We start from the raw sequence: 20,950 nt of genomic DNA on the forward strand, positions 1-20,950 counted from the left end.
GGGGCCGCCGTGCCATCGCACGACGGCCCCTGACCGGGGTCACTCCGCTTCGGGATCATCGGCGAGGATCCCGTAGAGGCGACGGCGGGCGTCGTTGACGACGTCCAGCGCGCGCGCCTTCTGCGTCTCGCTGCCGACCGCCATCACCTGCTGCAGGGCGCCCATGAGCTGCCCGACGGCCTCGCGTCCCCGCAGGACGTTCTCGCCCGCGGCGTCGGTGACCTCCTCCCAGGGGGCGGTGGTCTGCTTCGACACCTCCTCGCGGCCCGTGTCGGTGAGCGAGAACAGCCGCTTGCCGCCGTCCTCGCGGCTGGTGACCAGGCCCTCGTCCTCCAGCATCTGGAGGGTGGGGTAGACCGAGCCGGGGCTCGGCCGCCAGACGCCGCCGGTGCGCTCGTCCAGTTCCTGGATCATCTCGTAACCGTGCATGGGCCGCTCGGCGAGCAGCGCGAGCAGGGCCGCGCGGACGTTGCCGCGCCGGGTGCGGCGCCCGCTCCGGCCACGGCCGCCGCCCCGGTGGCCGTGCCCCCAGGGGCCGGGACCACCGGGCCCGAAGGGGCCCGGGCCGCCCGGCCCTCCGGGGCCGAAGGGGCCGCGCGGTGCGCGCGCTGTTCGGGATTCTGGAAGGGGCCTGGGCGGCCCCGCATGTTGTGTGCATGCATCGCTTCTCTCCTTCTATGATCGGTTGCGATGCATTAACGATATATCGGAAGCCTGTCGTTGGCAACTCGCGGGCGAAAACGAAGCGCCCGGGCCCGCTCGTGGGGACGAGCGGGCCCGGGCGCGACGGTCCGTCAGCGAGGCCTGGTCGGGGCCCGGTCGGGGCCGGTCAGGGGCCGGTCACCTGAAGGTGGTCGAGGATGTCGGTGGTCGCCTTGCGGTCGTCGGTCTCCTTCACCCGGATCCACAGCCCGAACTTCCCGGACGTGTGCGCCAGCCCGACCTCGGTCACCGACGACGTCCCGGACGTGCAGCCGGTGAACCGCGTGATCGTCCCGGTCAACGTCTTGTCCGGCGACGTGTAGCTCTCGGGTCCGGACTTCTGGCACTGCGCGTGCCGCGCGGCGGTCGGCGGCGGGAGCTGCCCCTGCCGCATGTCGGTGGTGACGCCGATGAACACGCCGGGCACGGTCCCGTTGCCCTGGAAGCCGTCGACGTCCTCGGTCGCGCGGAGCACGGGACGCTGCTGCGGGTCGTTCAGCCCGACGACCGACGGGGACCACGCCTGTTCCGGCTGCTGCGGCCACGCCTTCGGCACCGCGGCCTTGATCTTGCCGCCGTTGTTGGTGATCTGCACGAAGTCCTTCGGGATCGCGTTCTTCTCGCCGCCGCCCCCGTCCGTGCCGTCGCCGTCGCCGGAGAACAACGTCCCGAGCAGGAGTCCCGCGACGACCGCGACCGCCAGCACCACCGCGGTGATGATCAGCGGCGTCCCGTACTTGCCGCCGATGCCCTTGAGCCCGCCGCCCTGGCCCTGGCCTTGCCCCTGGCCCTGCGGCCGTCCGCCCTGGACGGGCGGGGGCGGCTGGAACCCGGTCGGCGGCGGCCCCTGCCCCGAATGCGGCTGCATCGGGCCGGGCGGGACGGGCCCGGGCGGCTGCCCCGCCGGGAAGGCGGTGTGCTGCTCGTCGTCGGGGCTCTGCCCGGACGGCGGCTGCGGCGCGGGCGCCGGCATCGCGACCGTGGAGCCGTCGGCGGGCGCGGGCGGCTGCGACGGCGGCTGCGACGGCGGACGCGAACTCGGGTGGTCGACGATCGTCTGGTCGCCTCCGCCGCCACCGGCGGCCCCGGCCCCTGCCGACGAGGACGGCGGCGGGTCGAACCGCGTCTGCAGGCTCGGCGGCACGGCCTCCGGCTCGGCCCCGGACGGAGCGGGCGCGGGCATCTCGTCGCGCCGGAAGTCCTGGACGGTCGCGTCCGGATCGACGGACGGCGCGGACGGCGCGCGGCCGCCGCGGACGGCGCCTCGTCGATCATCGTCGCCTGAGGCGGCGGCTTCTGCGCGGGCGCGGGTGCAGGTGCGGGCTCGGGGGCGGGCGCGGGCGCCTGCGGGCTCGCGGCGGCGATCCGCTCCGACGACGGGATGAGCGTGGAGAGGGCCTCGGCGAAGTCCTCGGCGGTCGGCCAGCGGTTCTCCCGGTCGACCTCCAGCGCCCGCAGGACGACCTGGTCCATCGCGGCGGTGACGCCCTCGCGCAGCTCGCTCGGCGGCGCCTTCACCGGCGCCGGGCCGGGGGCGCGCCCCGCGAGCATGTGGTAGGTCAGCGCGCCGAGCCCGTAGACGTCCGCGCGGACGTCCAGGCCGCCGCCGAAACGGGCCTGCTCGGGGGACATGTAGCCGGGGGTGCCGACGGGCAGGGTGAACGCGCCGGACGCGTGCGCCAGCGCCTTGGCCAGCCCGAGGTCGGCGATCAGCAGCTTCTCGCCGCCGTCGGCGGTCGACTGGAACAGCACGTTGGACGGCTTGAGGTCGCGGTGGATCACGCCGAGGGCGTTGATCACCTCGACGCCGTACGCGATCTCCTCGGCGAGCGCGATCGCCTCGTTGACCGGAAGTGGCCGTTCGCGCATCCGGTCGGCGAGCGTCCCGCGATCCGCGTACGACATGACGAAGTATGGGCGTCTGTCGGGCAGTTCGCCGATGTCGTGCACTCGCACGAGACGCTCGGAATCGGCGCGGCGCAGGATGCGCGCCTCCTCAAGGAACCGGTTGCGCACATCGAGGTCGTCGATGAGGCTGCCGGACAGGACTTTGATGGCGACCTGCGATTCCAACGCGTCGTCGTGCCCGAGCCACACGGACGCGAAAGCCCCGGACCCCAGGGCGCGATCGATTCGGTAACGGTCGACGTTCGGTGGGAAGGACACTCCCGTATCATGCCCAACAAACGGGGTGAGTGTGCGATCGAGCATTGAGGCACGGCATGGCATTCGATGAACGGACCGAGGAGCTGGCCCTCCGGGCCGCGCAGGGCGATCAGACCGCCCTCAACGAGCTCCTCCGCAAGATCGAGCCGGACGTGCTGCGGCACGCCGCCCGGTTCCTGCCCTGCCGGCAGGACGCCGAGGAGGCGTGCCAGGACGCGTTGCTGCAGGTCGCGCGGAACATCCACCGCTTCGAGGGCCGCTCCCGGTTCAGCACGTGGCTGCACGTCGTCGTCGCGAACTCGGCCCGCTCCACCTACCGGTCGCTGAAGCGCCGCTCCGTCGAGCAGGCGGGCGAGCTGCCGCAGCAGCGCCCCGACCCGCGGCGCACCAGCGTCATCGCGGGCTCGCGCGTCGACATCCTCGACGCCATGGAGGACCTGGAGGCCCGCAAGCCGGACCTCATCCAGGCGCTCGTCCTGCGGGACGTCTCCCAGCTGGAGTACGCGGAGATCGCCGAGCAGCTCAAGCTTCCGCTCGGGACGGTCAAGTCGCGCATCCACGAGGCGCGGCGGCAGGTGCGGCAGACCCTCGGCGAGTCCTACACCTGAGCCCGGAGGCGTGAAAGCACCCCGGACGCGGGACCGCGCGGGGTCTCGCCCGTAGTGCGACGTAACCGGAAACGTCCGGATTCTCGCAGGTCGGCGGGCGTCAAGGCTCGGTAACCGCCCCGCAAGGATCATCCAATCCGCCGGGCGCGGCGCGCGCGTCCCGGCGAGCATTCGGGCCATGTCATCAGGTCCCGCCGCCCGCACCGAGCGGCCGATCTTCGTGGTCGGCTGCCCCCGCTCGGGGACGACGATGCTCCAGCTGATGCTGCACTCGCACCGGCGCATCGCGATCGCCCCCGAGACCAAGTTCGTCCTCCCCTGCTATACGCAACGGTGCGAATTCGGTGACCTGGCCGACAGTGCGAACAGACGGGCGCTGGCCGAGTGGATCACCGGCCGCAAGCAGACGAAGTTCCACGAGCTGGGCCTGGACGCCGCGGAGATCGCCGCCGAGATCGTCGCCGCGCCGCCCACGATCGGCTCCGCGTACGGCGTCGTCTTCCGCGCGTACGCCCGCCGGTTCGGCAAGCCGCGCTGGGGCGACAAGCGGCCGAGCTACGCGCGGCACACCGGCACGCTGCTGCGGATGTTCCCGGACGCCCAGTTCGTCCACCTCGTCCGGGACGGGCGCGACTGCATCGCGTCGCTGCAGGAGATGCCGTGGTACACCCGCGACATCCACCACGCGATCTCCGCGTGGCGGGAGGCGATCGACCAGGGCCACCGGCTCGCGTCCCGGCTCGGCCCCGAGCGCTACTACGAACTGCAGTACGAACGTCTCGTCGCCGATCCCGGGGACGAACTGGTGCGGCTCTGCGCGTTCCTCGGCGAGGAGTTCGACCCCGCGATGACCGCCCCGCAGAGCCTCGCCCGCCGGACCGTCCCGCTGCGCAAGCGCTGGCACGGCCGCACGCACGACGCCGTCACGTCCAGCCAGGTCGGGTCGTGGGCGCAGCGGCTCGACTCCTGGCAGATCAGCCTGGCCGAGGCCGCCTTCGGCGACCGGCTCGCCGAGTACGGGTACGAGCCGAGCGGGCTGCCGCGGCCCGCCGCCGCGCACCTCGCCCGCTACGCCAAGGTCAGCGCGCACCGCCGGATGGCGCAGCGCAAGCAGGCGGTCCGGGAACGCTGGCGCCGCCACCACGAGCCGAACCCGGTCGAGTGCCTGCTGCCGCCCGCGCCCGTCCTGCTGCCGTTCGAAGCGTGAGGTACCCGCGCCCCTCGGGTCAGCCGAGGGCGGCGAGCTGGTCGGCGAACCAGCGCTGCGGCGGCAGGGCCGTCGCCGCGGCCGCGAGACGGCCGCAGCGCGCCGCGCGCTCGTCGCGCGGCATCAGCAGCGCCCGGTGCAGCGCCTCGGCCGTCTGCGTCACGTCGTACGGGTTCACCATGAGCGCGTCCTCGCCCAGTTCGGCCGCCGCGCCCGCCTCCCGCGACAGCACCAGCGCGCAGCCGCGGCGCGACAGCACCGGCCCCTCCTTCGCGACGAGGTTCATGCCGTCCCGGATCGGGTTCACCAGCAGGACGTCCGCGACCCCGTAGGCGGCGAGCGAGCGCGGATAGTCGTCGTTGACCTGCAGGATCAGCGGCTCCCAGGTGGCGGTGCCGAACTCCTCGACGATCCGGTCCGCCAGCCGCCCGACCTCCGCCGTGTACTCGCGGTACTCGGGCAGGTCGTACCTGGACGGGTACGCGAACGCCAGGTGCACCACGCGTCCGCGCCACTCCGGATGGTTCACGAGCAGTTCCCGGTAGGCCGCGAGCCCCCGCACGATGTTCTTCGACAGTTCCGTCCTGTCGATGCGCACGATGAGCCGACGGTCGCCCACCTGTTCGGTCAGCGCGCGCGCCCGTTCCAGGACGTCGGGCTCGGCCGCGCGTTCCCGCAGCGCCGTCCCGTCCACACCGAGCCCGTGCACCCCGACGCGCGTGACGTGCCCGCCGCACGTGACGGTCCGAGCTCGCGGTCGATGCGGGCGCCGGGCAGCAGCGCGCAGCAGTCGAGGAACGCCGACGCCCACCGCTCGGTCAGGAATCCCGCGTGGTCGGCGCCGAGCACGCCGAGCAGGAGCTGCTCGCCGATGTCGTCGGGGAGCAGCCGGAAGTACTCCGGCGGCGCCCACGGCGTGTGGGAGAAGTGCGCGATCCGCAGGTCGGGGCGCCGTTCGCGCAGCAGCCGGGGCGCCAGCGACAGGTGGTAGTCCTGGATCGCGGCCTTCGCGTCCGGCGCCGCGTCCCGCGCCAGCGCGTCCGCGAACGCCGTGTTGTACGCCTCGTACGACTGCCAGTCCCGGCGCGCGCGGGCGTCGAAGTGGGGTCGGCGCGGCGTGTCGTACAGCAGGTGGTGGACGAACCACAGCGTCGAGTTCGCGACCTCGTTGTACGCGCGGTGGAACGTCGACGCCGGGATGTCGAGCATCCGCACCGCCGCGCCGCCGGTGTCGTGGCCCGCGCGGTCGAGGCGTCCGCCGGGGGCCCGCCGCGCGGCCGTCCGCCGCGTCGCCGAGCGCCGCGCGCACCCACAGGACGCCGGGGTCGGCGGCCCCCGCGGATGCTCGCCCGCGGCGCCGGGCGCGGCCGTGCCGGTGACGCCCGCGAGGCCCGAGACCAGCCCGCCGCCCCCGCGGCGCATCGTCAGCGCGCCGTCGTCGGACAGCGCGAACGAGACCGGGCCGCGGTTCGACGCCACCAGCACTTGGCTCATACCGGCAGGGTCTCAGTTGGTGCCGCGGTGCTTCAACGTGACCCGGGAGGTAGGGGGAAGGTGGCGCGATCGCCCGGATTAAGGGGGTTTGCGGCGGGTAACCGGCCCGGATGAGCAGGTCCGAGACGACGAAGACGGTCCTGGTCGCCCTCACCGCGAACCTCATCCTGGCCATCGCCAAGATCATCGCCGGGCTGGTCTCCGCGTCCAGCGCCATGCTCGCCGAGGGCGCGCACTCCGTCGGCGACACCCTCAACCAGGCGTTCCTCCTGATCTCGCTGCGGCGCAGCGCCCGCCGCCCCGACCCGCGCCACCCCTTCGGCTACGGCAACGAACGGTACTTCTGGACGCTGCTGGCCGCCTTCGGCATCTTCGTCGCCGGTGCCGGGTTCTCGATCTTCGAAGGCGTCCTCACCATGATGGGGCGCGGCGGCACCGGCACCGGCGTCGTCCTCGCCTACGCGGTCCTCGGGCTCGCCGCCGTCCTGGAAGGGACGTCGTGGATCCGCGCCTTCCACCAGGCCCGGATGGAGACCCGGCAGAGCGAGCACGACATGGTCGAGCACGTCCGCAGGTCGCCCGACATCACGTTCAAAACCGCCCTGTTCGAGGACTCCGCCGCCATGGTCGGCCTCGTGCTCGCCGCCGCCGGGCTCACCCTCCGCGAGATCACCGGGTCCGACTTCTGGGACGGCCTCGCGTCCGTCCTGATCGGGGTGCTGCTGGTCGGGCTCGCGTTCGTCATCGGCCGGGAGAGCAAGGGGCTGATCATCGGCCGGGCCGCCGACCCCGCCGTGCAGCGCGGGATCCGCGCCGAGATCGCCGCGGCGCCCGGCGTCACCGGCATCGAGGCCCTGCTGACCATGCACTTCGGCCCGGAGGAACTCCTCGTCGCCGCGAAGGTGCACTTCTCCGACCACATCAGCGCGGACGAGGCCGAGGACGTCGCGGGCGCGATCGACCGGCGGCTCCGCGAGCGGTACCCGCTCGTCCGGCACGTCTTCCTCGACCCCACGCAGGCGCCCGCGTCCCGTCCGCAGAAGGAGGGCGCGTGATCAAGAGCACGTCCGGGTAACGTCTCAACCCGTGGAACCCGCCTGTCTGCGATCCGGTCAGGTCATGTAAAGTCACGCATACGAGCCCATAGAGCGCTCGAACAACTGAATACCGCTCATCCAGAGGGGTGGAGGGACCGGCCCTGCGAAGCCCCGGCAACCACCTGGTCAGTGTGCGTTCGCGACCCCGCGAGGCCGACCGGGAGAAGGTGCCAACTCCGGCCTGCGACCAAGGTGGCGCAGGAAAGATGGGGAGAAAGGTCTCGCCCTCATGGCAAGCACGCCTGTCAACACCGATCTCGGCCCCGCGACCGCCCTCGTCTGCCGCGAATGCGGCGCGTCCCGCGAACTCGGCCCGTTCTACGCGTGCGAGGAGTGTTTCGGCCCCCTCGAGATCTCCTACGACTTCGGCGGCATCACCCGCGCCGACATCGAGGCCGGGCCCCGCAACATCTGGCGGTACCGCGGGCTGCTGCCCGTCCCGTCCGACGTCGCGTCCACGCCCAACACCGAGCCCGGCCTGACCCGGCTCGTCCGCGCCGACAACCTCGCCGAGTCCCTCGGCCTGCAGAAACTGTGGGTGAAGGACGACAGCGGCAACCCGACGCACTCGTTCAAGGACCGCGTCGTCGCCGTCGCGCTCGCCGCCGCCCGCGAACTGGGCTTCAAGGTGCTCGCCTGCCCGTCCACCGGCAACCTCGCGAACGCCGTCGCCGCCGCCGCGTCCCGCGCCGGGATCCGCTCCGCGGTGTTCGTCCCGTCGAACCTCGAATCGCAGAAGATCATCACCACCGCCGTCTACGGCGGCACGTTCGTCACGGTCGACGGCAACTACGACGACGTGAACCGGCTCGCGTCCGAGATCGCCGGCGAGCAGGACGACTGGGCGTTCGTGAACGTCAACGTGCGTCCGTACTACGCCGAGGGCTCCAAGACCCTCGGCTACGAGATCGCCGAGCAGCTCGGCTGGCGGCTGCCCGACCAGATCGTCGTCCCGATCGCGTCCGGCTCCCAGCTCACCAAGATCGACAAGGCGTTCCAGGAGTTCATCAAGCTCGGCCTCGTCGAGGACCGCCCCTACAAGGTGTTCGGCGCGCAGGCCGCGGGCTGCTCCCCGGTGTCCGCCGCGTTCAAGGCCGGACACGACGTGGTCCGCCCGGTCAAGCCCGACACCATCGCCAAGTCGCTCGCCATCGGCAACCCCGCCGACGGCCCGTACGTCCTGGACGTGGCCCGCCGCACCGGCGGCGCCATCGAGGACGTCACCGACGAGCAGGTCGTCGAGGGCATCCGTCTGCTCGCCCGCACCGAGGGCGTCTTCGGTGAGACCGCGGGCGGCGTCACCGTCGCGACCCTCCGCAAGCTGGTCGAGGACGGGCGGCTCGACCCGTCCGCCGAGACCGTGATCATCAACTCCGGGGACGGCCTGAAGACCCTCGACGCCGTCGCCCCGGTGGTCGCGCCGAGCGCGAACATCGCCCCGTCCCTGGAGGCGTTCCGCGCCGCGGGCCTCGTCTGACAACCGATCGAAGGAGCCGAGCAATGAGCAGCGTGTCCGTGCGGATCCCGACGATCCTGCGCACCTACACCGGCGGCGAGTCGGAGGTGAAGGCCGAGGGCGAGACCCTGCGCGCCGTCGTCGCCGACCTGGAGGCGAACCACTCCGGCATCTCCGCCCGCATCCTCGACGACGCCGGCAAGATCCGCCGTTTCGTCAACGTGTACGTGGGCGACGAGGACGTCCGGTTCGCCGAGGGCCTCGACACCCCGACCCCCGCGGGCACCCAGATCTCGATCATCCCGGCGGTCGCCGGAGGCTGCGCCCCGCCCCCCGCCCGGCGCACGCCCCGTGCGCGGGCGGAGGTCTAGAATCGCCGCCGATGACCCCCGGATCGCGATTGGGCGTGCTCCCGCCCGCTCTGACCGCGCTGTGCGTCGGCGGCCTGTTCCTCATGACCCACCTGGAGGGTCGTGCGGACGCCGCCCGCGATCGCGCGTGCGCGCTCGACCGCTCGTCCGTGCACTGGAGCCACGGCTACGACGCCTGGCTGCCCCTGACGACCGTCGCCGCGGGCATCGCGGCCGTCGTCTTCGCGGTCGCCGTTCTCCTCGTCCACCGCGAGGGCGATCGAAGCCGGTTCCGCGCGCTTTCCGTGGCCGCGATCCCGATCGTACTGATCGCCCTGTTCCCCGCGGCCCTCGCCGTCGAGGCGTACTACAGCTTCCCGGGCCCCGACGTCTCGACCGTCGGCACCCACCCGTGCGGGTCGGGCTGAGCCCTCCGCCCGGCGCGCGCCCGGGACGGCAATCCGACCATTGTCGGCAAGTTGCCCAGCCGAAATCGGCATTAATCGCGTAATCATTTTACGTGCCGTAGATGATCTACCGCGGGTCCATGCTTTACCGTCATTGTAGTCCGCTGCCGTGATCTTGGTGCGCGATGTCTGGAAGCTTAAGTCTTTCCTCTGGAAGGGTGATCGTTAGGCGGCTCATTAGGGGGCGCCGATCACGACAAGAGAGGAATGGTATGAATCGCATTGCTCGTGCGGTGGTGGTCTCCGGGATCGCCATGGGGGCATCTGTCCTCGCGGCTCCGGCGGCTATGGCCGACATCAACTTCTTCGTAGTGGAGAAGGGCAACGTCGGCCACAACGGCCCCGTCTACATCGTCGAAGAGGGCCCGGGCGACCTCTCGTACAGCAACGTCACCGGCTCGCCCAAGGCGTCGCCGAAGGTCGGGAACGAAGCCGTGAAGACCGGGGACTTCAAGACGTCCCTCCACGGCAAGGGCAACACGGCCGTCAACGAGGTCGAGGGCTCCGAGCAGGACCAGGGCGAGAAGGACTCGGGCAAGGCCGAGTCCGCCCAGGCGGAGGCCAAGGGGACGGACGCCAAGGCGGCCGAGGGCAAGGCGGCCGAGGCCGAGGCGGCGGAGGCCAAGCCCGCGGAGGCGAAGCCTGCGGAGGCCCAGCAGGCCGAGGCCAAGCCGGCGGAGGCCGAGCAGGCCGAGGCCAAGCCGGTCGAGGCTCAGCAGGCCGAAGCCAAGCCGGCGGAGGCTCAGCCGGTCGAGGCCGCACAGGCCGAGGCGAAGCCCGTCGAGGCCCAGCCGGCCGAGGCCCAGGAGGCCAAGCCGGTCGAGGCTCAGCGGTCGAGGCCGAGCAGGCCGAGGCGAAGCCGGTCGAGGCCGCGCAGGCGGAGGCCAAGCCGGCCGAAGCCAAGCCGGTCGAGGCGGTCGAGGCCGAGCAGGCCGAGGCGGCCGAGGGCCAGAGGCCAAGCCGGTCGAGGCTCAGCGACCGAGGCCAAGCCGGTTGAGGCCGCGCAGGCCGAGGCGAAGCCCGTCGAGGCTCAGCCGACCGAGGCCAAGCCGGTTGAGGCCGCGCAGGCCGAGGGCCAGGAGACCGAGGCGGCCGAGGGCAAGCAGGTCGAGGCGCTGCAGGCCGAGGGCCAGCCGACCGAGGCCAAGCCGGTCGCAGCTCAGCCGGCCGAGGGCAAGGCGGCCGAGGGCCAGGAGGCCGGCGCGCGTGAGGCGCAGCGGCAGCACGGTCACGACAAGGGGAAGCAGCCGAAGAACGTCTACGCGGTGAAGCACGCGAACGTCGGCCACAACGGCCCGACCCTGATCGCCGAGTCGGGCCCTGGTGACCTCTCCTACAGCAACGTCACCGGTTCGCCCAAGGCCAAGCCGGTCGTCGGCAACGAAGCGGTGCAGACCGGGGACGTCAAGACGGCCGTCCGCGGCAAGAACAACACCGCGGTCGCCGAGGTCGAGGGTGCCGAGCAGGACGCGGGCGAGCAGTAGTCCGCTCCGTTCGACGAGCGTCGGCCGGTACGCCACCCGAAATCAGTGAAGGCGGCGAGATCCGGACACGCCAGGCGCTCGGGCCGGTGGAACGCGCCGGTCCGCCATGAATACCCGACGGCCGCTCCGGACAACGGTTTACCCCGGTCCGGAGCGGCCGTTCATCTTTCCCACCGGCGATCGGCCCGATATGTGCGCCGATTCCCGCGCGGCAGTGCGTCCGCCGTGTCTAATATGTGGCAATGACAGATCGCGATTTTCCCGACCTGATTCATTTGGCGGACGAGAACGGCAGCAGCCTCGTGCACAGGTTCACCGACCGGCACCCCTCCGGCCTTGAGGGCGAGATCGAAGTCCGCAGCACGTTCGTGAACGGGCGGACCCGCAGCTTCGTGTTCCCCGAGGACCTCGACGAGTGGGAAGCGGTCCTCGACGACCTCGACCGCGGCGACAACACCGCGTGGCGGGAAGACAAGAGGGCGAAAGAGATCTGGCTCGAACTGGACGACAACGACCGGGTGTGCGCGACCGTGGTCGATCACCTGTCGTCCCTCGTCGCGGTGGAACTCACGATCAAGGTGCCCGACGGGTGGCTCGACGACCACTACGACCGCCTGCAGCGGGTTCGCGACGCGATCGGCACGTAGCGTCCGGTCGACCCCGGACGGCCCCGGACCTGCGAGCATGCGTTCCAGCACGCCGTGACCGGGGCGCCCGCTCCGCGACACCGTCCGCCGGAAGCAACCGATGTAAAGTCGGACTCCGACCCGCGAGGGGGGCCGACGATGGCCGAGACGGATTACTGGCTCGAACTGGAGTACCGGGTCTGCCGGGAACTTCGGGGCTTCGCGGACGACCGGATCCGCTCCCTCTGGTGCGACGGCTTCATCCCGGAGGAGACCGACGTCCGAGCCCCGGACGCCTGCGTCCGGGGACGCGCGTGGATCGGCGATGACAGCGGTTCGCAGGAGCAGTGGACGTTCACGCTCCTCGTCGGCGACTCCAGATCCGAAGACGAGATCGACTGGTCGTCCCTGTTGCCCGCCGACGACACGACCGGCTGGCTCGTTCCGGACCCGGCGGCCAAGAAGCTGACCATGGACCCGCTCTCGGCCACCCCGGAGTAAAACCGCGTCGACCGCCCTGCATCAAGCGGCCGTGCCGACCCAGCGGCGATAGGCGTCCATGTCGACGTTCCCGCCGCACACGATGGTGACCACGTGCCGTCCGGCGAAGCGGTCGCGGTCTTCGAGCATCGCCGCGACGCCGAGCGCGGCCGACGGTTCGACGACGAGCCCGGCGTGGTCGAAGAGCATCCGCATACCGGCGATGATCGACGCCTCCCGGACCAGCACGGCGTCGTCGGCGACCAGGAGCAGGTCGTCCAGGACGGCCGGGATGGGACGCCGCCCGGCGACGCCGTCGGCGATCGTGTCGGCGGAGTCGGTGGTGACGACGCGCCGCCGGTGCCACGAACGCGTCATCGCCGGCGCGCCCAGCGGCTGGACGCAGATCACTTCGGCTCCGGGCGCCAGGGCCTTCACCACATGGCCCACGCCGGTGGCCATCGCCCCGCCGCCGAGAGCGATCAGCACGGCGTCGAACGGGGTGTTCACCAGCTCCAGGCCGATGGTCGCCGCGCCCTCGCACGTCTCGATGTCCAGGCTGTCCTCGACCAGCCGGACGCCGTCGTGCCGCGCGATGGCCGCCGCCCGCTCGCGTGCCGCCTCGAAGTCGCCGTCCACCAGCACCAGCCGGGCGTCCAGCGCGCGGATGCGGTCGAGCTTGGTCGCGGGCGCGAAGCGGGACGCCACGACGGTGACGTCGAGCCCCCGGCGGCGTCCGGACCAGGCGAGGGCCTGGCCGAGGTTGCCCGCGCTGGCGCACACCACGGCGGACGGACCGTGCTCGGCGAGCCGTCCGGCGATGACCTCGGTGCCGCGACCCTTGAAGCTGCGGACCGGGTTGGCGGTTTCGAGCTTGATGCTCACCGCGCACCCGAGGTTGGGCTCCAGCGTTTCGCACCGGTACAGCGGAGTATCGAGGAAAACCGGGTCGATCACCCAGCGGGCCGCCCGTATCCGGGCGGTGTCGAGGCGCGTCTCCTGCACGACATTGCAGCGTAGCGTCGACCGCCGACCGGCCCCGTTCCGTCCGTTCCGTGACGGTTCCGCGACTCCGGTCTGGAAGCCTGTCGATCCGATGGGCGGTGTTCGATCGAGGGGCAGGCGTGGCCTACAGACTCGTGTTCTTCTGCAAGGGGGCGGAGGAAGATAGCGCAGCGGGAGCCATGGACCGTGTGCTCGACACCCTGCTGGAGACCGGGCCGCCGTTGCTCGGCGAGTACCGGGGGCCTCCTGAGCCTCGACCGGGCGAGCGGCTGGAACCCGACATCGATGCCGTCCATAGCTTCAGGCTGGTCACCGGGACCGAACAGGAGGGCCCGACCCCCGACTACCTCTTGCTTGAAATCCGTGCCGGTGTGCGGTTCATCGCTGAAGACGTGATCGCGGCGGACCCCGATGACGACCACGGCGTGTGGGGCAGCGAACTCATGGCCATCGTCACTCTGACTGGTGCCCGTCCGGATTGGCCGCTGGTGGATCGCATATGGACGGTGCTGGAAAGCCTCTGGTCAGCGGTGCTATGGGACGAGACGTCGGGCTTCGCGGTCGCGGCCGAGACCCGCAGACCGCTTCGAGGCGACATCTCACCCTGAGGCGGGCCGACGGACACCGCATCGACCACGGAAACCGCCGACGTACGGCCGTGCACAGCGGGTCACAGCGGCACATTCCGGACGGTCCATCGGGGGACTCCGGGCCTGGTCAGGGTGGGGCTGGGGAGGTAGAAGAACCTTCCCTCGGCGAGGGTGCGCGTTGCTTGCACTCGACAGGGTAGAGTGCTAAAAAACGGTTGGCACTCCACTGTGGAGAGTGACAGCTTCACAGTCTGGGTCGGGGCGATGAGACCTCGGGATCGGCGGCGGAATGGCAGTCGTCGGCCGGGGTCGTCCGTCGCGGGCGTCGGCTCGATCCGTCTAAGCCACCTTGTTCCGGGAGGACTTGGAGCCTATGGCTGCAAAGATGATCGCGTTCGACGAGGACGCCCGTCGCGGTCTCGAGCGGGGCATGAACCAGCTCGCCGACGCCGTGAAGGTGACGCTCGGGCCCAAGGGCCGCAACGTCGTGCTGGAGAAGAAGTGGGGCGCCCCCACGATCACCAACGACGGTGTGTCGATCGCCAAGGAGATCGAGCTCGAGGACGCCTGGGAGAAGATCGGCGCCGAGCTCGTCAAGGAAGTAGCGAAGAAGACCGACGACGTCGCCGGTGACGGCACCACGACGGCGACGGTGCTGGCGCAGGCGCTGGTGCGCGAGGGTCTGCGCAACGTCGCCGCGGGCGCCAACCCGATGTCGCTGAAGCGCGGCATCGAGGCCGCGGTCGAGCGGGTCAGCGAGGAGCTGTCCAAGCTGGCCAAGGACGTGGAGACCAAGGAGCAGATCGCTTCCACGGCCTCCATCTCCGCCGGCGACCAGCAGATCGGCGAGATGATCGCCGAGGCGATGGACAAGGTCGGCAAGGAAGGCGTCATCACGGTCGAGGAGAGCCAGACCTTCGGTCTGGAGCTCGAGCTCACCGAGGGGATGCGCTTCGACAAGGGCTACATCTCGCACTACTTCGTGACCGACCCCGAGCGGATGGAGGCGGTCCTCGAAGACCCGTACCTCCTGATCGTCCAGGGCAAGGTGTCGGCGAACAAGGACCTGCTGCCGGTCCTTGAGGGCGTCATGCAGTCCGGCAAGCCGCTGCTGATCATCGCCGAGGACGTCGAGGCCGAGGCCCTGGCGACGCTGATCGTCAACAAGATCCGCGGCATCTTCAAGTCCGTGGCCGTGAAGGCCCCGGGCTTCGGCGACCGCCGCAAGGCCATGCTGGGCGACATCGCCACCCTGACCGGTGGCCAGGTCGTCAGCGAGGACGTGGGCCTCAAGCTCGAGAACACCACGCTCGACATGCTGGGCCGCGCCCGCAAGGTCGTCGTCGCCAAGGACGAGACGACCATCGTGGACGGCGCCGGTGACGCCAACGAGATCGCGGGCCGGGTCAACCAGATCCGTAACGAGATCGACAACACCGACTCCGACTACGACCGCGAGAAGCTCCAGGAGCGCCTGGCCAAGCTCGCGGGCGGTGTCGCGGTGATCAAGGCCGGCGCCGCGACCGAGGTGGAGCTCAAGGAGCGCAAGCACCGCATCGAGGACGCCGTCCGCAACGCCAAGGCCGCGGTCGAGGAGGGCATCGTCCCCGGTGGCGGCGTCGCGCTGCTGCAGGCCGGCACCAAGGCGTTCGACAAGCTCGAGCTGCAGGGCGACGAGGCCACCGGTGCCAACATCGTCAAGCGCGCGCTTGAGGAGCCGCTGAAGCAGATCGCCGTGAACGCCGGCCTCGAGGGCGGCGTCGTGGTGGAGAAGGTCCGCAACCTGACTCCGGGTGAGGGCCTGAACGCCGCCACGGGCGACTACGTCAACATGTTCGACTCCGGGATCCTCGACCCGGCCAAGGTGACCCGGTCCGCGCTGCAGAACGCCTCGTCGATCGCCGCGCTGTTCCTGACCACCGAGGCCGTCATCGCCGAGAAGCCCGAGAAGAACGCGGCCCCGGCCGGCGGCATGCCCGACGCCGGCGGCATGGACTTCTGAGCGAGTTCAAGCCTGCCCATATCGGGTGAACGGCTGCAGAAGGGGGCGGTCCCGCGGGACCGCCCCCTTTCGCATGTCCGAAAAACGAGTGAACCGATCTTCGAGAATGTGCGTCCGATCCCCGCATCCACCGTCGTCGGAAGGATCAGGATGAGCGACGCGCTGCCCCTGCTGCTGGTCGACCCGCCCTGGGAAAGGGACGCCCGCGCGTACCGCGAGGCGACCAAGGCCGCGGCGAAGGACGTCACGCTCGTCCCGGGTCTGGAGGCGCCCTCGGACCGGAGCCTCGTGTGGGCGGAGGGCGAGCGGGAGGAATGGCTGAAGCTGTGCGACAGGCCGTCCTATCTCGGTGACAAAGAGAAGGCGATCCTGGAGAAGGAAGGGTGGGAGGGTCTCGTCCGCGCCTACCAGGACGGCGCAGTCACCTACACGCCGAACCAGACGCACATGTTCGAGCGCGCTCCCGAGGAGCTCGTCCGTCCGCTGCTGGCGGACTGGAGCACCAACCCCAAGGGCGGCTGGGGCCCCAGGGGGGACGATCTCAAGGCGCTGCTCGCCCGCTTCGAACTCGACGTCCACCACATCGTGTTCCCGCACGCCAAGGTCGACCGCGCCCGGGGCGCCCGGGCCCTGCTGCCGGTGCTCGACCTGGAGACGGCCGTGCTGATGGCCCACTGGTTCTCCCAGGGGTCCGGCCACCGCATCGCCGTCGAGTGGCTCACCGGTCACGGCGCCGACGCGGTGCCGTTCCTGGTGCCGGACGCGCTGGCCAAGGCGCGGGTCCCGCGTGACAAGGCCCGGGCGGCGCTGGCCCACATCGCCTCCCGGCACGGAGTCCCGGCCGTGGTGGACGCCGCCCGCCGGTACGGCGACGACGCGGCCGCGGCCGTCGAGCAGTTCCTCACCGAGAAGGACGGCCCGAAGGCGGAGCCGCCCGCCAAGGCCGTCAAGCCTCCGAAGGTCACCTGGCTGAACCGGACCGAACTGCCCGAGGTCCGCCTGCTGGACGGACGGGTGCTGCCGCCGGCGGCGATCGAGAACCTCATCGGCGCCCTCACCTTCACGAGCCTCCCGTGGAACGCGACCTGCGGCCGCACCCCGAGCTCGGCGAGGTCCTGGACCGGTGCGACCGCGCGTCGCTGTCCGCCTTCGGCCGGGCGGTCTTCGAGTGCTGGATCGCCGCACGCACGCCGTCCCGCAGCGGCTGGGTGCTCGACCAGCTCGGCCTGCTGGCCGACGACGACGCCGCCCGGCGGCTCGGCGCCCTGCTGCTCAAGTGGCCGGGGTCGGGCACCGACAAGCACGCCGTGCAGGTGCTGCGGGTGATCGGCACCGACACCGCGCTGACCTGGCTGCACCGCATCTCCGAGAAGGCGTCCGCGCCCGGCCGCCGCCAGACGGCCGAGAACTGCCTGGCCATGGTGGCGAGGGCGCGCGGCCTGTCCGCGGACGAACTCGCCGACCGGCTCGTCCCCGGCTTCGGCCTCGACGACGCCGGGACGCTCGTCCTGGACTACGGTCCGCGCCGCTTCACGGTCGGGTTCGACGAGACGCTGACGCCGTTCGTGATCGACGAGGCGGGCAAGCACCGCAAGACCCTCCCGAAGCCGGGCGCGAAGGACGACGCCGACCTCGCGCCCGCCGCGTACGCGCGTTTCGCCGCGCTGAAGAAGGACGTGCGGGGCGTCGCGGGCGACCAGATCCGGCGCCTCGAACGGGCGATGGTGACCGGACGCCGGTGGAGCGCCGCCGAGTTCGAGCGGTACTTCGTCGAGCACCCGCTGCTGCGGCACATCGCCCGCCGGCTCGTCTGGACGACCGGCGACACCGCGTTCCGCATCGCCGAGGACCGGACGTTCGCCGACGTCGACGACGCGCCGGTGCGGCTCCCGGACGAGGCCCGGATCGGCATCCCGCACCCGCTGGAACTCGGCGACGCGAACACCGCCTGGGCCGAACTCTTCGCCGACTACGAGATCACCCAGCCGTTCCCCCAGCTCGGACGGCCCGTGGACGCGCTCACCGGCGCCGAGCGGCGCACCGGGCGGCTGGAGCGGTTCGAGGGCGGCACCGTCCCGGTCGGCGCGGTGCTGGGCCTGCACCGGCGGGGGTGGGAGCGCGGCCCGGTCGAGGACGGCGGCGTCTACCACTCGATCGTCCGGCGCTTCCCGGGCGACGCCCCCGACCTCGTGGTCGAACTCGTGCCCGGCGTCGCGGTCACCGCCGTCGACGCCCTCCCCGAGCAGACGCTCCGCGAGGTCGGCTTCGCCGAGCCGCCGGGCGAGACGCTGGACGCCGTCGCCGCGTCCGAAGCTCTGGCCGACCTTTCCGGCTTGGGATGACGCCCCGGATCCCGCACCGCCGGAAGGGGGTTCCGGCCGGACCCGAGCATGAAATGTAAGCCGTCCGGGTCCTTCCCCTTCCCGCCCGAACCCGGCAGGATTCGCGCTTGGACGGCGCGAGCCGCGCCGCAACGTCCACTGGATGCGGCCCACGGCCGCGGGTCGGGAAGGCGGGAGGACACGTGAGCGAAGCGTTCAGCTCCCCGGTGCTCAGGATCGAACAGCCGCGCAGGGGCCCGTTCGCGAAGTCGAAGTACCGGGTCATGGACGGGGACGGGACGACCGTCGCCGTGGCCGACGAGACCGACCGGCGGCGCGGCGACGCGATCCGTACCGCCTTTCCCGGCAAGTCGGACCTGGACGCGCGCGCGGTGCTGCTGAGCACGCCCGAAGGCGAACCGCTGCTCGTCGTCGACAAGCAGAAGGGACGCGCGCTGACGGAGGTGCGGCGCCCCGAGGGGGACGTCGTCGGCTCGTTCGTCACCCGGCGGGTCGGCCGCCGCTACGCCGTGCAGGACCCGGACGGGACGGTGCTCGGGGACGTCGAGGTGGACATCCCCCGGAACAACTTCGCGGTGCGCGACGCGGACGGCAAGAAGGTCGCGCACGTCCGCAAGAAGTGGGCGGGGGTGGTCACCCACCTGCTGACGACGGCCGACAAGTACGACGTCGAGATCTTCGATCCGGTGCCGGAGCCGCTGCGCACGATGGCCGCCATGACGGCGATCATCATGGACATGAACCTGCACGAGTCCAAGGACATCACCTGAGCCGCCCGGGCGACCGCCGCGTCACGGCCGCAGCCGGTAGCCGACGCCGCGGACCGTCTCGATCCGGGCGGTGCCCAGCTTGCGCCGCAGGTAGCGGATGTAGACGTCGACGATGTTCGACCCCGGGTCGAAGTCGAACCCCCACACCTGGCTGAGCAGCTGCTCGCGGGTGAGCACCTGGTCGGGGTGCCGGCAGAACACCTCGGCCAGCGCGAACTCGCGGGCGGTGAGCTCGACGGTCCGGCCGCCGATGCGGGCGCGGCGGGTCCGCAGGTCGAGGTCGAGGTCGCCGGCCCGCAGGACGGTCGCCTCCGGGATCCGCTCGGTGCGCAGCCGCAGCCGGACGCGCGCGAGCAGTTCCTCGAACGCGAACGGCTTGGCGATGTAGTCGTCCGCGCCGCCCTCCAGGCCCGCGACGGTGTCGGCGACCGTGTCGCGCGCCGTGAGGATGATCACCGGCATGGTGACCCGCTCGCCGCGCAGCCGCCGCAGCACCGTGAAGCCGTCCTGCACCGGCAGGCCCAGATCCAGGATCATCAGGTCGAAATCGCCCGTCCGCGCGTGCTCGTACGCGGACAGCCCGTCGGCCACGACCGATGTCGTGAACCCGTTCGAGCGCAGCCCCTTCTCCAGGAACGAGGTGATCCGCCGCTCGTCCTCGGCGATGAGGATCCGGTTCACCGCGCCGCCTCGGCCGCGGGCAGGACGACCGTGGTCGCCCCCGCGTCGATCACCGGACGCAGCGGGAGGTCCAGGACGAACTGGGCGCCGCCTTCGAGCGGGTCGTGCACGCTCGCCGTCCCGCCGTGCGCCTTCGCGATGGACGCCACGATCGCGAGCCCGAGCCCCGCGCCCTCCACCGGCCGCGGCCCCGAACCCGCCCGGACGAACCGTTCGAAGATCCGCTCGTGGTCCTCGGGGGCGACGCCCGGCCCGGTGTCGCGCACCCAGAGCAGCACCGACCCGTCCCGGACCGCCGAGCCGACCTCGACCGTGTCGCCGTCGCCGGTGTGCCGCACCGCGTTGGCCGCCAGCTGCATCAGCGCCTGCGTGAGCCGCTGCGCGTCGCCGAGCACCCGCACCTCGCGACCGCGCCGACGCGCCACCGCCGGTCGCCGAGCCCCCGCGACTTGGCGACGACGTCCACCGTCAGGTCGGCCAGGTCGATCTCGGCGACGTCCAGGAAGTCCGGACGGTCCGCCTTCGCGAGCATGATGAGGTCGTTGACCATCCGGTTCATCCGGTCGAGTTCCTCCATCAGCAGCGTCCGGGTCTCTTCGCGTTCGTCCGGGTCGTCGCCCATCAGCTCCAGATGTCCGCGGATGACGGTGATGGGGGTGCGCAGTTCGTGGCCCGCGTCGTCGAGGAACCGGCGCTGCGCCGCGAACGCCGACTCCAGCCGGTCGAGCATCCGGTTGAACGTGGACGCCAGCGCCGCGACGTCGTCGTTGCCGCGGACGAGCAGCCGCCGCGTCAGGTCGGACTCGCCGATCTGCTCGGCGGTCTGCCGCACCAGCCGGATGGGCGCGAGCACCCGCCCCGCGATGAGCCAGCCGACCGCGCCCGCGACCGCCAGCGCCCCGAACGCGGTGAAGCCGAGCACCCGCGTCGTCTCGATCACCTCGGCGCGCTGCGCGTCCCGGAACTCGACGACGACGAACGCCGCCTGCCGCGCGTCCCCCGCCATCCGCACCGGAAGCACCGCGTACCGGACGTCGCCCGCGTCCGTTTCCGCCCACCCGTACGTCGGCTCCTTCGCCCGCGCCGCCTTCGCGACGAACGCCCGGTCGAGGTCGAGCCGCGCGAGCGGCTGCTGCGCGCTGCGCCGCTCGGCGCGCCCGTCCACCACCGAGAAGAACGTCTCGTAGCTGTCCGGCAGGTTGTGGACGAGGTAGCCGGTGAGCAGCTCGGACACGTTCGTCGGCGGACGTCCGGTGGCCGGGTCGATCCCGTTCTGGGTGTAGCTGCGAAGCTTGTTCGCCTCGTGCGTGAGCTCGTTGTCGACGCGGTCGTTCAGCCGTCCGGACAGCACCGACCACGTCACCGCGACCGACCCGGCCAGCGCCAGCCCGACCAGCAGCAGCATCCATCCGACGATCCGCGC

21 protein-coding genes, 1 pseudogene and 1 riboswitch are annotated in these 20,950 nt (G+C 71.6%); of the genes and pseudogenes, 14 read left to right on the forward strand and 8 right to left on the reverse strand.

Translation table 11 applies throughout. The annotated features are described in order from the left end of the window. Window positions 1–39 precede the first annotated feature (39 nt). The 3 genes from BJF79_RS24235 to BJF79_RS67215 form a co-directional block, all read right to left on the reverse strand. Window positions 40–456 (reverse strand): PadR family transcriptional regulator, encoded by a 417-nt coding sequence (locus BJF79_RS24235; protein WP_316043427.1) that lies wholly within the window; start codon window positions 454–456, stop codon window positions 40–42. A 373-nt stretch (window positions 457–829) separates the two neighbouring features. Beyond that, complete coding sequence (locus tag BJF79_RS55795; protein ID WP_158079277.1) at window positions 830–1,411, reverse strand: hypothetical protein; 582 nt, start codon at window positions 1,409–1,411, stop codon at window positions 830–832. Window positions 1,412–1,422: 11 nt separating this feature from the next. Further along, on the reverse strand, window positions 1,423–2,913 hold the full coding sequence (locus BJF79_RS67215) for a serine/threonine-protein kinase (protein WP_410050133.1): 1,491 nt from the start codon (window positions 2,911–2,913) through the stop codon (window positions 1,423–1,425). A gap of 11 nt (window positions 2,914–2,924) precedes the next feature. On the opposite strand from BJF79_RS67215, the gene BJF79_RS24245 reads away from it, so the two are divergent. Continuing rightward, window positions 2,925–3,476: an RNA polymerase sigma factor gene (locus BJF79_RS24245; protein WP_075900700.1), complete on the forward strand. Its 552-nt coding sequence runs from the start codon at window positions 2,925–2,927 to the stop codon at window positions 3,474–3,476. 178 nt (window positions 3,477–3,654) lie between these two features. Next, window positions 3,655–4,683: a sulfotransferase family protein gene (locus tag BJF79_RS24250; protein ID WP_075900702.1), complete on the forward strand. Its 1,029-nt coding sequence runs from the start codon at window positions 3,655–3,657 to the stop codon at window positions 4,681–4,683. Between the two features lie 19 nt (window positions 4,684–4,702). Here the strand turns inward: BJF79_RS24250 and BJF79_RS24255 are convergent. Beyond that, window positions 4,703–6,177, reverse strand: a pseudogene (locus tag BJF79_RS24255) (trehalose-6-phosphate synthase). Between the two features lie 110 nt (window positions 6,178–6,287). On the opposite strand from BJF79_RS24255, the gene BJF79_RS24260 reads away from it, so the two are divergent. The 7 genes from BJF79_RS24260 (at window position 6,288) to BJF79_RS24290 (ending at window position 12,158) form a co-directional block, all read left to right on the forward strand. Further along, a complete protein-coding gene (locus BJF79_RS24260; protein WP_075900704.1) occupies window positions 6,288–7,232 on the forward strand; it encodes a cation diffusion facilitator family transporter in 945 nt (314 codons plus the stop codon). A 113-nt stretch (window positions 7,233–7,345) separates the two neighbouring features. Further along, window positions 7,346–7,487: riboswitch (SAM riboswitch) on the forward strand. 16 nt (window positions 7,488–7,503) lie between these two features. After that, entirely contained in the window at window positions 7,504–8,751 is a 1,248-nt protein-coding gene (thrC, locus tag BJF79_RS24265; protein WP_075900706.1) for a threonine synthase, read from the forward strand. A gap of 23 nt (window positions 8,752–8,774) precedes the next feature. Next, a complete protein-coding gene (locus BJF79_RS24270; RefSeq protein ID WP_075900708.1) occupies window positions 8,775–9,101 on the forward strand; it encodes a MoaD/ThiS family protein in 327 nt (108 codons plus the stop codon). 35 nt (window positions 9,102–9,136) lie between these two features. Then, on the forward strand, window positions 9,137–9,508 hold the full coding sequence (locus BJF79_RS24275; RefSeq protein ID WP_143220128.1) for a hypothetical protein: 372 nt from the start codon (window positions 9,137–9,139) through the stop codon (window positions 9,506–9,508). Between the two features lie 251 nt (window positions 9,509–9,759). Next, the gene (locus BJF79_RS55800; protein WP_262402496.1) at window positions 9,760–11,031 is read left to right on the forward strand and encodes a hypothetical protein; all 1,272 of its coding nucleotides are present in this window, start codon (window positions 9,760–9,762) and stop codon (window positions 11,029–11,031) included. A gap of 242 nt (window positions 11,032–11,273) precedes the next feature. Continuing rightward, entirely contained in the window at window positions 11,274–11,678 is a 405-nt protein-coding gene (locus BJF79_RS24285) for a DUF5959 family protein (RefSeq protein WP_075900714.1), read from the forward strand. 138 nt (window positions 11,679–11,816) lie between these two features. Next, window positions 11,817–12,158 carry a hypothetical protein gene (locus BJF79_RS24290; protein WP_075900716.1) on the forward strand — a complete coding sequence of 114 codons (342 nt, stop codon included), beginning with the start codon at window positions 11,817–11,819 and terminating at the stop codon, window positions 12,156–12,158. 21 nt (window positions 12,159–12,179) lie between these two features. On the opposite strand, the gene BJF79_RS24295 is transcribed toward BJF79_RS24290, so the two are convergent. After that, on the reverse strand, window positions 12,180–13,142 hold the full coding sequence (locus BJF79_RS24295; RefSeq protein WP_075900718.1) for a threonine/serine dehydratase: 963 nt from the start codon (window positions 13,140–13,142) through the stop codon (window positions 12,180–12,182). A 119-nt stretch (window positions 13,143–13,261) separates the two neighbouring features. On the opposite strand from BJF79_RS24295, the gene BJF79_RS24300 reads away from it, so the two are divergent. The 5 genes from BJF79_RS24300 (at window position 13,262) to BJF79_RS24315 (ending at window position 18,846) form a co-directional block, all read left to right on the forward strand. Next, window positions 13,262–13,750 carry a hypothetical protein gene (locus BJF79_RS24300; RefSeq protein ID WP_075900720.1) on the forward strand — a complete coding sequence of 163 codons (489 nt, stop codon included), beginning with the start codon at window positions 13,262–13,264 and terminating at the stop codon, window positions 13,748–13,750. A 355-nt stretch (window positions 13,751–14,105) separates the two neighbouring features. After that, window positions 14,106–15,734, forward strand: coding sequence for a chaperonin GroEL (groL, locus tag BJF79_RS24305; RefSeq protein ID WP_075900722.1), 1,629 nt, complete (start codon window positions 14,106–14,108; stop codon window positions 15,732–15,734). Between the two features lie 150 nt (window positions 15,735–15,884). Beyond that, window positions 15,885–17,060 carry a hypothetical protein gene (locus BJF79_RS61355; RefSeq protein WP_262402497.1) on the forward strand — a complete coding sequence of 392 codons (1,176 nt, stop codon included), beginning with the start codon at window positions 15,885–15,887 and terminating at the stop codon, window positions 17,058–17,060. A 92-nt stretch (window positions 17,061–17,152) separates the two neighbouring features. Then, complete coding sequence (locus tag BJF79_RS24310; RefSeq protein WP_262402502.1) at window positions 17,153–18,076, forward strand: DUF4132 domain-containing protein; 924 nt, start codon at window positions 17,153–17,155, stop codon at window positions 18,074–18,076. A gap of 182 nt (window positions 18,077–18,258) precedes the next feature. Further along, a complete protein-coding gene (locus BJF79_RS24315) occupies window positions 18,259–18,846 on the forward strand; it encodes a phospholipid scramblase-related protein (protein WP_075900726.1) in 588 nt (195 codons plus the stop codon). Window positions 18,847–18,867: 21 nt separating this feature from the next. Here the strand turns inward: BJF79_RS24315 and BJF79_RS24320 are convergent, their stop codons facing one another. From BJF79_RS24320 to BJF79_RS24330, 3 genes are all read right to left on the reverse strand, one after another. After that, window positions 18,868–19,527, reverse strand: coding sequence for a response regulator transcription factor (locus BJF79_RS24320; RefSeq protein WP_075900728.1), 660 nt, complete (start codon window positions 19,525–19,527; stop codon window positions 18,868–18,870). Beyond that, window positions 19,524–19,922 (reverse strand): sensor histidine kinase, encoded by a 399-nt coding sequence (locus BJF79_RS61360; protein ID WP_075900730.1) that lies wholly within the window; start codon window positions 19,920–19,922, stop codon window positions 19,524–19,526. The genes BJF79_RS24320 and BJF79_RS61360 overlap by 4 nt, the downstream gene beginning before the upstream one ends. Beyond that, a partial coding sequence (locus tag BJF79_RS24330) for a histidine kinase dimerization/phospho-acceptor domain-containing protein (RefSeq protein WP_262402498.1) occupies window positions 19,886–20,950 on the reverse strand: 1,065 nt, incomplete at its 5' end. The genes BJF79_RS61360 and BJF79_RS24330, both read right to left, overlap by 37 nt.

Source organism: Actinomadura sp. CNU-125, from assembly GCF_001942465.1.
Lineage (GTDB): Bacteria > Actinomycetota > Actinomycetes > Streptosporangiales > Streptosporangiaceae > Spirillospora.

Bases quoted from the DNA above. Each gene is read 5' to 3' on its own strand.
- BJF79_RS67215 (WP_410050133.1), bottom strand. From the start codon at position 2,913: ATGCTCGATCGCACACTCACCCCGTTTGTTGGGCATGATACGGGAGTG.
- BJF79_RS24245 (WP_075900700.1), top strand. From the start codon at position 2,925: ATGGCATTCGATGAACGGACCGAGGAGCTGGCCCTCCGGGCCGCGCAG.
- BJF79_RS24250 (WP_075900702.1), top strand. From the start codon at position 3,655: ATGTCATCAGGTCCCGCCGCCCGCACCGAGCGGCCGATCTTCGTGGTC.
- BJF79_RS24260 (WP_075900704.1), top strand. From the start codon at position 6,288: ATGAGCAGGTCCGAGACGACGAAGACGGTCCTGGTCGCCCTCACCGCG.
- thrC (WP_075900706.1), top strand. From the start codon at position 7,504: ATGGCAAGCACGCCTGTCAACACCGATCTCGGCCCCGCGACCGCCCTC.
- BJF79_RS24270 (WP_075900708.1), top strand. From the start codon at position 8,775: ATGAGCAGCGTGTCCGTGCGGATCCCGACGATCCTGCGCACCTACACC.
- BJF79_RS55800 (WP_262402496.1), top strand. From the start codon at position 9,760: ATGAATCGCATTGCTCGTGCGGTGGTGGTCTCCGGGATCGCCATGGGG.
- BJF79_RS24285 (WP_075900714.1), top strand. From the start codon at position 11,274: ATGACAGATCGCGATTTTCCCGACCTGATTCATTTGGCGGACGAGAAC.
- BJF79_RS24290 (WP_075900716.1), top strand. From the start codon at position 11,817: ATGGCCGAGACGGATTACTGGCTCGAACTGGAGTACCGGGTCTGCCGG.
- groL (WP_075900722.1), top strand. From the start codon at position 14,106: ATGGCTGCAAAGATGATCGCGTTCGACGAGGACGCCCGTCGCGGTCTC.
- BJF79_RS61355 (WP_262402497.1), top strand. From the start codon at position 15,885: ATGAGCGACGCGCTGCCCCTGCTGCTGGTCGACCCGCCCTGGGAAAGG.
- BJF79_RS24310 (WP_262402502.1), top strand. From the start codon at position 17,153: ATGGTGGCGAGGGCGCGCGGCCTGTCCGCGGACGAACTCGCCGACCGG.